This window comes from Bacillus coreaensis, from assembly GCF_050586445.1.
GTDB lineage: Bacteria > Bacillota > Bacilli > Bacillales > Cytobacillaceae > Robertmurraya_A > Robertmurraya_A coreaensis.
Genome location: NZ_JBOCCY010000005.1, coordinates 291380 through 306000 on the forward strand (window position 1 = coordinate 291380; position 14621 = coordinate 306000).

Here is a 14621-nt window from a genome sequence, read left to right on the forward strand (position 1 = left end):
TGAAAAGTGATTTATCCTTATAATTAGATAGGACTGTTTTTTTGCGTGATCCATACCTTTGCTGAAAAAGGAGTACTAAATGGAAGAAAAGCAATATGTAACAATAACTGCCTTAACCAAATATATAAAAAGAAAATTTGACGCTGATCCACATTTACAGGATATGTACGTAAAAGGGGAAATTTCAAACTTTAAACAGCACTCCAGTGGACATATGTACTTTACATTAAAAGACGAAAAAGCAAGAATCCTTGCCGTCATGTTCTCAAGCTTCAATAAATCCATTAAATTTAGACCAGAAAATGGAATGGAAGTGTTAGTGAAAGGTGATATCACCGTATACGAACAAAGTGGTCAGTATCAAATGTACATAAAAGAGATGCAGCCCGATGGAATTGGCGATCTTTATTTAGCTTTTGAACAGCTAAAGGAAAAACTATTAAAACAAGGGTTATTTTCAAAGGAACATAAAAAACCACTGCCAAAATACCCCCACACCGTTGGAGTAATTACCTCCCCTACGGGAGCAGCGATACGAGATATTCTAACGACCCTTAAAAGAAGATATCCGATTGCTAATATAATGGTCATTCCTGCCCTTGTTCAAGGAGAACAAGGAGCTGCATCTATTGTAAAGGCAATTGAACAAGCAAATCAATTACATGAGATTGATGTATTGATTGTTGGACGCGGTGGGGGTTCAATTGAGGAACTATGGTCGTTTAATGAGGAAATAGTGGCAAGGGCCATTTTTTCATCCAGAATACCGATTATATCTGCTGTTGGTCATGAAACAGACACAACCATTGCGGATTATGTAGCTGATCTTCGAGCACCGACTCCTACGGGTGCAGCAGAGCTCGCTGTCCCACATATTGATGAATTAATTGAAAGAGTGTTAACAAGACAAACAAGGATTATTCGAAAAATTAAAGAAAAGATAAATGTACAAGCACAGCGATATGATCGCTTGAGTAAATCATACGCCTTTAAGTACCCACAAAGATTGTATGAACAAAAGTTAGAGCAGGTTGATAAGTCGACAGAATTATTACAGAGAGCAGCACAAGCTTTATTTTTAAATAGAAATGAAGAGTATATTCGTACCAAACGAAGACTTGAAAGACATAATTTGAATACACTTCTTCAAACAGCTGTTCAGCAGCAAACAAAGACCGAAAAGGCATTAAACCGTGCCTTTGCAAACCTTCTTTTAGCAAAGAAAAAAGAACATCAAAGAGTGAATATGGCATTGGATGCATTAAGCCCTTTAAAAATTATGGATCGAGGATATAGCCTCGTCTATGATAAAGAAAATCACTTAGTAAAAAGTACGGACCAAATCCAACTAAATGATAATATTAAAATAAAACTTGTAGATGGTTCTATCACTTGTGAAGTGTTAGAGATCGAGGGGAAGGATCAAACAAATGAGTAAAGAAACGAAAATAAGCTTTGAAGAAGCAATGCAGCAGCTTGAAGATATCGTTGAACAACTAGAAGAAGGTGATGTACCTCTAGAAGAGGCCATTTCTATTTATAAAAAAGGTATGGAGCTCTCGAAGCTTTGTCACGATAAGCTTCGCAATGTAGAGGAGCAGCTAACAGAAATTCTTACCGAGAATGGGAAGAAGGAAACCTTCTCTATTCAAGAGGAGGAATAGTAGTGAAGAAAGTGGGATTTACCTCCTTTTCTAAAAAGTATAAAGAGCTAGTGGAAGCGTATTTAAATGAATCTGTTAGTAAATTAACTGCACCTTCACTAATTAAGGAAGCGATGCTCTATTCGTTAGAGGCAGGTGGCAAACGTATTCGTCCATTATTATTATTCGCCACCTTAGAAGCGTTTGGGAAGAAGGGAGAATTAGGTTTAGAAGCAGCTGCAGCAATAGAAATGATCCATACGTATTCTTTAATTCATGATGATCTTCCAAGTATGGATAACGATGACTTACGAAGAGGAAAGCCTACGAATCATAAGGTGTTTGGAGAAGCATATGCTATTCTTGCTGGTGACGCCCTTTTAACGTACAGCTTCCAAGTAATTTCGAGTGCATCTTCCCAGAATATTCCGGCTGAAGTAAAAATCCAACTTATTTCTGACTTAGCAAAAGCATCAGGTGCCGAAGGAATGGTAGGTGGACAAGTAGCCGATATGGATGGGGAAGGGAAAGACTTAAGTCTTGAAGAACTTGAATACATTCACATCCATAAGACAGGGAAGTTACTTGCTTATAGTGTGGTTGCTGGAGCGATGATTGCCGGAGCAAATACTCAACAATTAGAAAAGTTTGCTACCTTTGCTCACCATTTAGGTTTAGCCTTTCAAATTAGGGATGATATTCTAGACCTTGAAGGTGATGAAGAAATCATCGGGAAGAAAGTGGGCAGTGACGAACAAAACAATAAGAGCACATATCCATCGTTGCTGACGATGGAGGGAGCAAGGCAATCACTATTAGAGCATATTACGCTTGCAAAGGATGCCCTAAATAGCTTGGAACTTGAAACGGAGATTCTTAAAGAAATCACGGATTTAGTAGCTAACCGAAATCATTAATAAGAGTGTAAACGGAAAACATTTGGAAAAATGACTATAATACGGTACTCTTAATGTATATAGCTAACGAAACACATGAAACAACTAAGAAAAAGATCGGCAACAATTAAGAGATGAAAGTGAGTGGTCCTACTAGTGGATCTGTTATCAATTAAAGACCCTTCCTTCTTAAAAGGGCTTTCTCAACAACAACTACAAGAATTAAGTGAAGACATCAGAAAATTTTTAATAGAAAAATTATCAGTTACAGGTGGCCATATTGGACCGAATTTAGGAGTAGTAGAGCTGACGATTGCTCTTCATACTTGTTTTACAAGCCCAAAAGATAAAATTTTATGGGATGTTGGTCACCAATCATATGTCCATAAAATTTTAACTGGTAGAGCAAGTGAGTTTGACACATTAAGACAATATAAAGGCTTATGTGGATTTCCAAAGATGATTGAAAGTGAACATGATGTTTGGGAAACAGGGCATAGTTCTACCTCTTTATCCGCTGCTATGGGTATGGCGATCGCAAGGGATTTAAAAAAGGAGAAATCTTTTGTTGTCCCTGTAATTGGTGATGGTGCCTTAACTGGTGGAATGGCACTAGAGGCATTAAATCACATAGGTCATGAAAAGAAGAACCTCATCGTTGTCTTAAATGACAATGAGATGAGCATTGCCCCTAATGTAGGTGCTCTTCACAGTATCTTAGGCCGATTACGAACGGCTGGGAAATATCACTGGGCGAAAGATGAACTAGAGTATCTGTTAAAGAAAATTCCCGCTGTTGGAGGGAAATTAGCGACAACCGCTGAGCGGATAAAAGATAGCCTGAAGTATTTGTTGGTTTCAGGTATGTTTTTTGAAGAGATGGGCTTTACGTATTTAGGACCAGTAGATGGTCATAATTATGATGAACTATTTGAAAACTTAGCATACGCAAAAAAGACAGAAGGACCGGTTCTTTTACACGTGATCACTAAAAAAGGAAAGGGATATCATCCTGCAGAAAGTGATGTAGTGGGTACTTGGCACGGAACGGGACCGTATAAAATTGAAACAGGAGCTTTTCCAAAACCGGCTGAAACTCCTCCACCAGCATGGAGTAAACTGGTTAGTGAAACGGTTCGAAAACTAGCACGAGAAGATGAGAGAATCGTTGCAATCACCCCTGCAATGCCTGTTGGTTCCAAGCTTGAGGGATTTGCAAGTGAATTCCCTGATCGTATGTTTGATGTGGGAATTGCTGAACAGCATGCTGCAACCGTAGCTGCAGGACTCGCAACCCAAAAGATGAAGCCGTTTTTAGCGATTTATTCAACCTTCCTGCAACGGGCTTATGACCAAGTAGTTCATGATATTTGCCGTCAAAATTTAAATGTTTTTATTGGTATTGATCGTGCAGGACTTGTAGGTGCTGATGGAGAAACTCATCAAGGAGTATTTGATATTGCCTTTATGAGACATGTGCCAAACATGGTGCTGATGATGCCGAAAGATGAAAACGAAGGGCAACATATGGTCAATACAGCCTTAAAGTATGATGATGGACCGATTGCCATGAGATTCCCTCGAGGAAATGGAGTGGGAGTTCCATTGGATGAAGAGCTTAAAACGATTCCAATTGGTACTTGGGAAGTATTAAAAGAAGGCGAAGATGTGGCTATTTTAACTTTTGGGACAACGATTCCAATGGCGTTAGAGGCAGCCAATCATCTTGAACAGCAGGGGATTCGTGTGAAGGTCGTCAATGCACGATTTATTAAACCGTTAGACCATCAGATGCTCACAGAGCTGTTTGAACGGAAACAGCCTGTGCTAACAATTGAAGAAGCCGTTCTTCAAGGTGGATTTGGAAGTTCTGTTTTAGAGTTTGCATCTGAAAATCGTTATTTTGATGCAGTGGTTGATCGCATGGGAATTCCAGATCAATTTATTGAGCATGGAAGTGTTGATGAGTTATTGAAAGAAATCGATTTGACTGTGGATTCAACGATTCGAAAGGTAATCGAACTTACAAAGATTAAAGGAAAAAAGGGTTCATTACTATGAAAAGTAAAAAAGAACGAATTGACGTCCTGCTAGTTGAACGCGGGTTAATAGAAACAAGAGAAAAAGCAAAACGAGCGGTTATGGCAGGTCTCGTATATAGCAACGAAAACCGATTGGATAAACCTGGTGAAAAAATAAGTAGCGATCTGCCACTAATGATTAAAGGAAATGTCATGCCTTATGTAAGTAGGGGTGGCTTAAAGTTAGAAAAAGCCTTGAAGGAATTTGATGTACATGTTGAAGGCAAGGTTTTGTTAGATATTGGTGCCTCCACCGGTGGATTTACAGACTGTGCCTTACAGAATGGGGCTAAACAATCTTATGCCTTAGATGTAGGATATAATCAGTTAGCATGGAAGTTGAGGCAAGATGATCGAGTGATCGTCATGGAACGGACAAACTTTCGTTATGTGACACCTGCTGATCTGACTGGAGAGATGCCGAATTTTGCTTCAATAGATGTTTCATTTATATCATTAAAGCTTATTCTCCCTGTGTTAAAAACCCTCCTAGTCCAAAACAGCGATATTATCGCATTGGTCAAACCACAATTTGAGGCTGGTAGAGAAGAGGTAGGGAAAAAGGGAATCGTAAGGGATCCAAAGGTTCATGAAGCGGTCATAAATAAAATCATCAACCTTTCTTTATCTCTTGGTTATGATGTCAAAAATCTATCGTTCTCACCAATCACTGGTGGGGATGGCAATATTGAGTTTTTACTTCATTTAGGCTGGGAAGGTGAAAAGGAGCAAGGGAACAACCATCTTTCTAAGAAGCCGAGCCAAATTGTTTCAGAAGCTCATGAAGTATTAAAATCAAAGGGGAATGTAGAAGAATAAGCGTCATGCTTGTTCTTCTTTTTATTGTAGGTATACTTTGACGGGATAAGCAAAAGGATGTATATTTATACATATATACTACAAAAGTTGAAAAAATATAACAAAATATTACAGAGTTTTTGAAAGCAATTAGGGGTGAGTACATGAATAAAGGCCAACGTCATATTAAAATTAGAGAAATCATTACTAGCAATGATATTGAGACACAAGATGAATTAGTTGATGAACTAAAGTTTGCTGGATTTAACGTAACACAAGCAACCATTTCGAGAGATATTAAAGAATTACACTTGGTAAAAGTGCCGCTTATGGATGGGAGATACAAATATAGTCTTCCTGCGGATCAACGTTTTAATCCTCTTCAAAAATTAAAGAGAAATTTAATGGATGCCTTCGTTCGAATTGATAGTGCAGGTCACTTACTTGTTATGAAAACATTACCAGGTAATGCCATGGCCATTGGTGCACTGATTGATAACTTAGATTGGGAAGAGATTTTAGGAACGATTTGTGGAGATGATACGATTCTCATTATTTGTAGAAAAGAAGAAGAAACGATTACGATTTCCAATCGATTCCTTGAAATGCTCTAAATAGAGGTGAAACCAGTTGTTAACCGAGTTGTCGATTAAAAATTTTGCAATTATTGAAAACCTAACTGTGTCATTTACAAAGGGATTGACAGTTTTGACAGGTGAAACAGGAGCAGGTAAATCGATTATAATTGATGCTGTTCATCTTCTTGTCGGGGGAAGAGGTTCGTCAGAATTTGTTCGACATGGAGAAGAAAAAGCTGAAATTGAAGGGCTTTTCCAATTAGAGAGTTTGACGCATCCGAGCTACCAAAAAGCTGAAGAGTTTGGAATAGAGATTGAAGAGGGAATGCTTATATTAAGAAGAGATATATCGCAATCGGGTAAAAGTGTTTGTCGCATAAACGGCAAACTGGTCACGATATCTACCTTACGTGAAATAGGGTCGACATTAATTGATATTCATGGACAACATGAGCATCAAGAATTAATGGAGGAAGCTAAGCATCAAAGGCTCCTAGACCAATTCGGTGCAAAAGTGATATCAAGGCAACTAGAAGAGTATTCGAAATTATATCGAAGCTATGAGCAGACCTCCAAAAGGTTAAAAAGTTTGAGTGAAAATGAACAGAAAATGGCTCATCGGCTGGATCTGATTCAATTTCAATTTGATGAAATTCAAAAAGCGCAGTTAGTGATTAATGAAGATGACCAATTACTTGAAGAAAAAAAACGATTGTCTAATTTTGAAAAGGTTTATGAGGGCCTTTCTAATAGCTATTCTGTGCTTCAAGGAGACCAAAGGGGATTGGATTGGATTGGCCTTTTGATGAGTCATTTAGAAGATGTTTCAAGTGTGGATCAACAATATCAAGGGTTAGCTGATACGGTTTCGACTAGTTACTACGCCTTAGAGGACGTCGCTAGAGAGCTAAGAAGTAAAATGGACAGTCTTGAGTTTAATCCAGAACGTTTGCACGATATTGAGAGCAGACTAAACGAAATAAATCAGTTAAAGAGAAAATATGGAAAAACGATTGAAGAGATCATAGAATACTCAGCTAAAATAGAAGAAGAGATAGAAACACTACAAAATAAAGAGACGCATATCAATGCATTAAGCAAAGAACTTGCGGCGATAAAGAAAGATTTAGTGCTCGAAGCAAAAGAGTTGACCTCCACAAGGTTTCAGTTTGCGGAGAAGCTAACAAAATCAATTCACCGTGAATTAAAAGAACTGTATATGGATAAAACAGTATTTGAAGTGCGTTTTCACTCGGATTATGATGTGTTCACACATACAGGATGTGATCACATCGAATTCTTTATCTCAACAAATCCAGGTGAACCATTAAAGCCTTTATCCAAGGTAGCATCTGGTGGAGAGTTATCGAGAATGATGTTAGCTTTAAAAAGTATCTTCTCTAAACATCAAGGTGTTACTTCCATTATTTTTGACGAAGTGGATACAGGAGTGTCAGGACGTGTAGCGCAAGCCATTGCAGAAAAGATTTATAAAGTAGCTGTTTCATCTCAGGTACTATGTATTTCCCATTTGCCTCAAGTGGCAGCTATGGCTGATACCCATCTTTATATTTCAAAGGTTACTCAAAAAGGAAGAACGAAAACTTCAGTCCAATCATTATCAGAGCCAGATAAGGTAAAAGAAATCGGTCGAATGATATCTGGAGTAGAAATTACCGATTTGACCCGTGAGCATGCGAAAGAATTACTCTATTTAGCAAAGGAAATGAAGGTAACTTGAAAAGCTATCCATAACGGGTAGCTTTTTTTATAACGGAAAAGGTTATAAATGCGACTCAAGCAGGCAAAATTAAAGATGTAGCCATAAAGAAGAAAAAAGTGTGTGTGGACTAGAAGCGAGGAGAGTGAAAGATGTTGAGGCATGAACTTCTTAGAAAAATAATTGGTGGAATTCTCCTTGTTTCATTAGTTGCCATAGGATTTTCGAAACCGTTTCAAGACTACCTTAGTATCCCCAAAAGCGTTACCCTGTTTGAAGGCGAAAACCTTATTTTACAAAAATCTACTCCTGTATCTGCTGCCGTCACAGCAAATTCAACTCTTTCTATTCAACAAGATGATCAAACCGTGTCATTACAAGCAAAGAAATATGGGAAAGATGAAATGCTGCTTGAACTAGCAGGTTTCCCCATTAAAAAGGTCGATGTAGACGTATTAAAGGATTTTAAAGTCATTCCAGGTGGACAGTCTATCGGTGTGAAGCTTAATACGGTAGGAGTCCTTGTTGTTGGTCACCATCAAGTAAATACAGCAGAAGGTAAGAAATCTCCAGGTGAAATTGCTGGAATTAAAGTAGGCGACATTATTACAAAGATTAATGGTCAAAAAATCGAAAAAATGTCAGATGTAGCACCATTTGTTCAAACAGCAGGACAAAAGGGTGAACCATTAAATATTGAAGTAAGCAGAGAAGATGGCAAAATTGATACGAAGCTTTTGCCATTAAAGGAAACGGGAGAAGAGAATTTTAAACTCGGTTTATATATTCGTGACTCGGCGGCTGGTATTGGAACAATGACGTTTTATCATCCGGAATCGAAAAAGTATGGTGCCTTAGGACATGTTATTTCGGACATGGACACAAAAAAGCCTATCGTAGTTGAGGATGGTCAAATTGTTCGCTCAACAGTCACGTCTATTGAAAAAGGAAGCAATGGAGATCCAGGTGAAAAACTAGCCCGTTTCTCTTCTGATAAAGAAGTTATTGGTGACATTCAAAGAAATAGCCCTTTTGGAATTTTTGGTAAGCTTTCAAAAGAAATTACCAATGGAATAATGGATAAAGCACTTCCAATAGCCCTCTCACATCAGGTTAAAGAGGGTCCGGCTAAGATACTAACAGTTGTAGACAATGATCAAGTAAAATTATTTGATATCGAAATTGTAAGCACGATTCCACAAAAATTTCCGGCTACAAAAGGAATGGTGATTAAGGTAACTGACCCAGAGTTACTTGAAAAAACAGGTGGGATTGTTCAAGGAATGAGTGGAAGTCCGATCATACAGGATGATAAGGTGGTTGGAGCCGTAACACATGTGTTCGTCAATGACCCTACTTCAGGCTATGGTGTTCATATCGAATGGATGCTAAATGAAGCTGGTATTGATATTTACGAAAAACCAAGAGAAAAGGCGAGTTAAGGTGGAGGCTTTAGCCTCTCCCTTTTTTTAATCGAAAATAAAGATTTTTCGACAAAAGTACAGAATAAGTCGAATACGGGCGAAAACCGAAGAAAAATAGAGATTTATACCATTTTTTTAGATTTTTTCAAAAAAGAAAAGGATTTACTGTTGCATTGTCGAATTGGTTAGTAGATTATATATATAGATAATTGTTCAGGTGAGAATACTTTCGAGGAGGAAACATGTAGTGAAAAAGATAAAAGTATGTGTAGTTGATGATAATAGAGAGCTAGTTGGCTTACTTAAGGACTATTTAGTGTCCCAAGAAGATATGGAAGTCGTTGGTTCAGCTCATAATGGTCAAGAATGTCTGGATTTATTAGAAAAAGTGTCTCCTGATGTTCTTGTTTTAGATATCATTATGCCACACCTAGACGGGCTAGCGGTTCTTGAAAAGTTGCGTGAAACTCGAAAGTCTCCGATGCCGAACGTTATTATGCTTACAGCATTCGGCCAAGAGGACGTTACTAAGAAAGCGGTAGAACTAGGAGCTTCTTACTTTATCTTAAAACCATTTGATTTAGAAAATTTAGGAAATCATATTCGTCAAGTGAGTGGGAAAACAAGCGCTGTTATGAGAACGACTTCACCGTTAACAACTAGTCCGATGTATCGTCAACAAATGGAATCAAAGCCGAAAAATTTGGATGCAAGTATTACTAGCATCATCCATGAAATTGGTGTACCAGCTCATATTAAGGGGTATTTATATTTACGTGAAGCTATTTCAATGGTTTACAACGATATTGAACTACTTGGTTCAATTACGAAGGTGTTGTATCCTGATATTGCGAAGAAATATAATACTACGGCTAGCCGTGTTGAACGTGCCATTCGTCATGCAATTGAGGTAGCTTGGAGCCGAGGGAATATCGATAGCATTTCGAGTCTTTTCGGTTATACAGTGAGTATGTCAAAAGCAAAACCTACAAATTCAGAATTTATCGCAATGGTTGCTGATAAGCTTCGTTTAGAACATAAGGCTTCTTGAAAGAGTTAGAAGAAAAGTAAAGCCATCATTCAGTATTAATTATTTATAAGGAAAATTAAAACCCAATGACAAAAGTGTTCATTGGGTTTTGTGTGATTTATGGGAATGTTAAAAATGATGGTGGTCATCCATATCTTCGTCTTGTTTACATACATGTTTCTGCATTTTAACTTGTTGATTTTGTAGTACCTTTAAAGTCAATTCAACAACCATTTTTTCTTCAATTTTTGTGAAGGTACCTTCTTCAAATGGTGCACAGATTTCTCCCTCTGGGCCAAAAACCGTTCCCATTTTTCTATTTAGGGCTTCATCCATTTCAATAAAATGACTTGCGATTAATTCGCAATAAGGCAGCTCGTTAAAAACCTCCCCACTAATTTGGTTGTACTCCGAGAGGTCAGCTGAAAGCAATTTTTCTTTGGAAGCATATCCATGAGGTAGTGGGGAAGACATAAAATACTCGAACTCAGTCGTTTTAGGACCAGCTTTAAAAGCAGGTTTGCTTAAAAAGTCTATTTGTGTGACTGCTTGAAATGGGACATCGACCGTTAAGGAGTGAATGCTTGAAGAGACAAAATCTTTCCCTCCTGCTTTAGGTGTTGCATATTGAATGTTTTTTCTAACAAATCCCTTTAAGAATAGCTTGTTTGTTGGTAGCAATAGCCGACATTGTACTAGCTTTAGGTTTTTTTTAATTTTTTTGATTTCTAATACCGGTTCAGGAAACTCAATAATGGAATCAAGGTCGATTTGTACAGTTGTTTCCCCTAATACAACAGGAACTTTCATAAAAGGATAAGAATTTACTACCTCTGGTGTTACAGGTGTGTTACTTACCTCTTGTTGAACAGATGATGATTTTACAACTTTCTTTTTTCCGTGAGAATCATGATGTTCAAAAAATGACATGCAAACTTTCCCCTTTCTGATGCTTGTTATACATGATTAGTGTATGATTCGCTTGTCCCGATGTATGGACGAATAGACAGGGGTTTTAGCCTGATTATGTTTCGTGCATCACAAAGAAGGAACCATAACAACAGTTCCTTCTGGTTAGAGTTTTATTATTTGGTTTTGCCATATTCTGAACTGTTTTTCACAATATAGATCCAAGAATAGAATGGAGTTAGTATCCTCTTCTTTTATATTCTTTGTTGTAATAATTTTGGTAGAGATGATTTCCAATATGGACGCTTCATTTTGATAAATCGATTGCTCAAAGTGAGTCGAAGTTTCTGTTTGTTGGTCTTGGTTAATGAAATCATACTGTGTTTTTTCATTGCTCAAAGGAATCATTGGAGGGTACGTATATTCTAATTGACATGTTTTTTTCCACGGAATAAGAAGATTTTCCATGTGGATGTTAGAATTGTTTAGTTTGGTATAGGTAATTTCAGCATGAAGTTTACCAGAAACCCAAAGTCGATTGGCTACTAGGTTTATTTGATATTCAGGGTGAAGGGTAGTCCAGTTAATATCTAATATTTTGCTTGTCCTTTCGCTAATTTTAATGGTTTTATTAATCGTAAAGTCAAATTTAGAATGAACGATTTCAACTGGGGCTTTTATATAACGGGGGACGACTGAGTTAGAATTTGAAAGTTGCTCATAAGCGTGATGATTATTTTTTTCATTCATAAAAATCCCTACTAACATTTAATATATTTACTTAAAAATATGATATTGCTCTTATAGTTATCACTTGTTGGGACAAAGTTTTGTTTTTATATGAAGAAGATTGATCATGTATATTCAAGTAACCATCTTTCATATATACTTAAAGTACTATTATGATTAGGGTGACGGCATTCATGGACCTAATAAACAATGAATATTTTCGACTGGAAGTGGAGAACGGATCTGTCTTTATTACGGTTTTAAAAAAAGGATTTTCACTAAATCGATTGGATCAGCTTGTTCGAGAGCATCCGAGAATTACGATCACTAAATTTGTAGAGTTGAAAGCTAGTTTAGAACAGGTAATAAGCGAGAAGATACATGTCGGTGAATGGAAGCCTCTTATTTCTATTTCTATTAGTGAAGATAAGATGATTGCAAAGATGCGGCTTCATGTAACAGAAGCGCAATTACACAGTGAGAGTGAGAAATTCACTGCTGACATAATGGAAGCACTAGGTGTTCATGGAATTAAAAATGGAATATTGGACACGGCAGTAAAGCAACCGCTTTCCAATAAGGAATTTATCGTAGCAAAAGGTGAGCCTGCCCTTACTGGAGCAGATGCGGTTGTGCGGTACTTTCAATTATCTGACCGAAAACCGACGATTCGCGAAGACGGAAAAGCAGATTACTTTGATTTGCATTTTATTGATGAAGTGAAAGCTGGGGAATGGCTTGGTGAAAAGATTCCATGTACAGAAGGTGTTCCTGGAAGAAATGTACTGGGAGAGGTATTGCTACCGAAAAGAGGGAAGGACAAACCCTTGTTTTATGACCATAAGACAGTTGAAAAAATAGAAAAGGACGACGTAACCACTTTAAAAGCGCTTGTAGATGGAGTTGTCCAATACAAAGATGGGAAAATTTCTGTTGGGAATCATCTCATCATTAATGGAGATGTGGGAACGGGTACTGGGAACATACAATTTGATGGAAGTGTCACAATTAACGGCATGGTTTCAGCAGGATTTAGTGTCAAGGCTACTCAGGATATTTCAATCCTAGGGGAGCTTGGCATAAGTGGGGTCAAAGAAGTGGTATCCGAAAGCGGTGACATTTTTATTAAAGGTGGAGTATTCGGGAATAACACAACCATTATTAAAGCAGCAAAAAATATATTCTTAAAACATGCTAATGAATGTACGCTAAAAGCTGGTGAGGATATTCATATTGGGTATTATGCGTTAGGTGCAAAGATAAAGGGAAGGAATATTATTGCTAACGAACAAAAGGGTAAAATTATCGGAGGGACCATTGAGGCGAAGGGGAAGGTGAGTGCTGCTGTATTTGGTAATAGGCTAGAAAGGAAGACGTTTATTCAAGTGGAAGGATTTAATCGTTTCGAATTAGAACATGAGCTTTCTGAGTTGTTGTTGAGGTATAAAGAAAAAGTGTTCTATGTGGAGGGGCTTAAAAAGCAACTCGAATCGTTTGAAGACTTACAATCGCATCTGAATGAAACACAATACAAGCAATTTCAACGGTTAAAGACCATATATGAGGACGAAATGATGGATGTGTCCTTTTTAGAGGCAAGAAGAAAAAACGTCATGAAGCTTCTTGAGACAAAGGGAGAAGGTCAAGTAAGTATACAAGTTGCAGCGTATCCAGAAACGACACTACAAATCAAAAACCAGAAAAAACATGTTCGTACTTTAATAAAAGGTACGATTTACAGCGATAGGAATACACTTTACTCTGAATAATGGAGGTACGAGCATTATGACTGAAGTAATTGCACATCGCGGCTATTCAGCTAAGTTTCCTGAGAACACGATGATAGCATTTCAGGAAGCAGAATATGCAAATGCAGATGGAGTAGAGCTAGATGTCCAGCTTTCAAAGGATGGTGAAGTAGTAGTCATTCATGATGAAAAGCTGAATCGCACGACAAATGGAAAAGGATATGTGAAGGACTATACACTTCAAGAATTAAAGAAATTGAATGCAGCAGTATTATTTCCTGATTTAAAAGAAAAACAATCAATTCCTACATTAGAAGAAGTATTCGCTTGGCTACAGACAAATACATTAACCTGCAATGTTGAATTGAAAAATGGTGTGTTTCGTTACGAAGGTATGGAGGAAAAAGTCATACAGTTAATTCGTCAATATGAACTCTCAGACCGAATCGTAATTTCTTCATTTAATCATTACAGTATTGTTCATTGCTATAGACTTGCTCCAGAAATCGAGATTGCCCCTTTGCTATCAGAAGGTCTATATATGCCATGGGTATATGCAGCTTCTATTCAAGCAAAAGGGTTTCATCCCCATTATTTAGCGGTACCTAATGAGGTGATTGGTCCTTCCTTAGAGTCGGGAATTGCTGTGAGGCCATATACAGTCAATAAAGAAGCTGAGATGGAGAGATTGTTTCAAATCAACTGTACAGCGTTTATAACAGATGATCCAACCATTGCGGTTAAACTTCGGGATAAATATAAAAAAGACAAAGCGTAATCATATTTTTTACGCTTTGTCTTTTTTTTGTGTCTGAAATCGAGCTTGTACTTTATTTTTTTTGCGATCTCTGTGAAAGATAAAACCTGCCACGAAAGATAATCCTGCCACAAACAGAAATAGACCAATCAGAAATTGAAGCCAAAGATATGGAAAGGGTGAAAGAAGTATCCCGAACAGCATATCCCGCATTAGTTTAATACCGTATGCGGCTAAAAAGCCAGGTATTAATAAGATAAGTAACGCAAATATTCTAATCATAGGCAATCCCTTCAAAACGAAAGTGT

Annotated in this window: 14 protein-coding genes; 11 read left to right on the forward strand and 3 right to left on the reverse strand. The window is 37.5% G+C overall.

Annotation, left to right across the window (positions count from 1 at the left end):
• The first annotated feature begins 79 nt into the window (after window positions 1–79).
• From xseA to spo0A, 9 genes are all read left to right on the forward strand, one after another.
• The gene (gene xseA / locus ACQ5H4_RS10750; protein ID WP_430774914.1) at window positions 80–1438 is read left to right on the forward strand and encodes an exodeoxyribonuclease VII large subunit; all 1359 of its coding nucleotides are present in this window, start codon (window positions 80–82) and stop codon (window positions 1436–1438) included.
• The gene (locus tag ACQ5H4_RS10755; RefSeq protein WP_119709078.1) at window positions 1431–1664 is read left to right on the forward strand and encodes an exodeoxyribonuclease VII small subunit; all 234 of its coding nucleotides are present in this window, start codon (window positions 1431–1433) and stop codon (window positions 1662–1664) included. Before xseA ends, ACQ5H4_RS10755 begins: the two co-directional genes overlap by 8 nt.
• Before the next feature lie 2 nt (window positions 1665–1666).
• Window positions 1667–2560, forward strand: coding sequence for a polyprenyl synthetase family protein (locus ACQ5H4_RS10760; protein ID WP_430774915.1), 894 nt, complete (start codon window positions 1667–1669; stop codon window positions 2558–2560).
• 135 nt (window positions 2561–2695) lie between these two features.
• Window positions 2696–4600: a 1-deoxy-D-xylulose-5-phosphate synthase gene (gene dxs / locus ACQ5H4_RS10765; protein ID WP_430774953.1), complete on the forward strand. Its 1905-nt coding sequence runs from the start codon at window positions 2696–2698 to the stop codon at window positions 4598–4600.
• Window positions 4597–5439, forward strand: coding sequence for a TlyA family RNA methyltransferase (locus tag ACQ5H4_RS10770; protein WP_430774916.1), 843 nt, complete (start codon window positions 4597–4599; stop codon window positions 5437–5439). Before dxs ends, ACQ5H4_RS10770 begins: the two co-directional genes overlap by 4 nt.
• Window positions 5440–5582: 143 nt before the next feature.
• Window positions 5583–6032, forward strand: a complete 450-nt coding sequence (gene ahrC, locus ACQ5H4_RS10775) for a transcriptional regulator AhrC/ArgR (protein WP_119709076.1) — start codon at window positions 5583–5585, stop codon at window positions 6030–6032.
• Between the two features lie 16 nt (window positions 6033–6048).
• A complete protein-coding gene (gene recN, locus ACQ5H4_RS10780) occupies window positions 6049–7737 on the forward strand; it encodes a DNA repair protein RecN (RefSeq protein WP_430774917.1) in 1689 nt (562 codons plus the stop codon).
• Window positions 7738–7868: 131 nt separating this feature from the next.
• Complete coding sequence (spoIVB, locus tag ACQ5H4_RS10785; RefSeq protein ID WP_430774918.1) at window positions 7869–9158, forward strand: SpoIVB peptidase; 1290 nt, start codon at window positions 7869–7871, stop codon at window positions 9156–9158.
• Window positions 9159–9387: 229 nt separating this feature from the next.
• Entirely contained in the window at window positions 9388–10191 is an 804-nt protein-coding gene (gene spo0A, locus ACQ5H4_RS10790) for a sporulation transcription factor Spo0A (RefSeq protein WP_430774919.1), read from the forward strand.
• 108 nt (window positions 10192–10299) lie between these two features.
• On the opposite strand, the gene ACQ5H4_RS10795 is transcribed toward spo0A, so the two are convergent.
• Window positions 10300–11100, reverse strand: a complete 801-nt coding sequence (locus ACQ5H4_RS10795; RefSeq protein WP_430774920.1) for a CsxC family protein — start codon at window positions 11098–11100, stop codon at window positions 10300–10302.
• Between the two features lie 144 nt (window positions 11101–11244).
• Window positions 11245–11829 carry a hypothetical protein gene (locus tag ACQ5H4_RS10800; RefSeq protein WP_430774921.1) on the reverse strand — a complete coding sequence of 195 codons (585 nt, stop codon included), beginning with the start codon at window positions 11827–11829 and terminating at the stop codon, window positions 11245–11247.
• Between the two features lie 173 nt (window positions 11830–12002).
• On the opposite strand from ACQ5H4_RS10800, the gene ACQ5H4_RS10805 reads away from it, so the two are divergent.
• Together ACQ5H4_RS10805 and ACQ5H4_RS10810 are read left to right on the forward strand one after the other, a co-directional pair.
• Entirely contained in the window at window positions 12003–13577 is a 1575-nt protein-coding gene (locus ACQ5H4_RS10805) for a flagellar assembly protein A (RefSeq protein WP_430774922.1), read from the forward strand.
• A gap of 16 nt (window positions 13578–13593) precedes the next feature.
• A complete protein-coding gene (locus ACQ5H4_RS10810; RefSeq protein ID WP_430774923.1) occupies window positions 13594–14334 on the forward strand; it encodes a glycerophosphodiester phosphodiesterase in 741 nt (246 codons plus the stop codon).
• Window positions 14335–14343: 9 nt separating this feature from the next.
• Here ACQ5H4_RS10810 and ACQ5H4_RS10815 read toward each other — a convergent pair whose 3' ends face one another.
• Window positions 14344–14595: a DUF2627 domain-containing protein gene (locus ACQ5H4_RS10815; protein WP_119710658.1), complete on the reverse strand. Its 252-nt coding sequence runs from the start codon at window positions 14593–14595 to the stop codon at window positions 14344–14346.
• Between the last annotated feature and the right edge of the window lie 26 nt (window positions 14596–14621).

Coding starts and splice junctions, on each gene's coding strand:
- ACQ5H4_RS10770 (WP_430774916.1), top strand. CDS start 4,597: ATGAAAAGTAAAAAAGAACGAATTGACGTCCTGCTAGTTGAACGCGGG.
- xseA (WP_430774914.1), top strand. CDS start 80: ATGGAAGAAAAGCAATATGTAACAATAACTGCCTTAACCAAATATATA.
- ACQ5H4_RS10810 (WP_430774923.1), top strand. CDS start 13,594: ATGACTGAAGTAATTGCACATCGCGGCTATTCAGCTAAGTTTCCTGAG.
- ACQ5H4_RS10795 (WP_430774920.1), bottom strand. CDS start 11,100: ATGTCATTTTTTGAACATCATGATTCTCACGGAAAAAAGAAAGTTGTA.
- ACQ5H4_RS10805 (WP_430774922.1), top strand. CDS start 12,003: ATGGACCTAATAAACAATGAATATTTTCGACTGGAAGTGGAGAACGGA.
- ahrC (WP_119709076.1), top strand. CDS start 5,583: ATGAATAAAGGCCAACGTCATATTAAAATTAGAGAAATCATTACTAGC.
- spoIVB (WP_430774918.1), top strand. CDS start 7,869: ATGTTGAGGCATGAACTTCTTAGAAAAATAATTGGTGGAATTCTCCTT.
- ACQ5H4_RS10800 (WP_430774921.1), bottom strand. CDS start 11,829: ATGAATGAAAAAAATAATCATCACGCTTATGAGCAACTTTCAAATTCT.
- ACQ5H4_RS10815 (WP_119710658.1), bottom strand. CDS start 14,595: ATGATTAGAATATTTGCGTTACTTATCTTATTAATACCTGGCTTTTTA.
- ACQ5H4_RS10755 (WP_119709078.1), top strand. CDS start 1,431: ATGAGTAAAGAAACGAAAATAAGCTTTGAAGAAGCAATGCAGCAGCTT.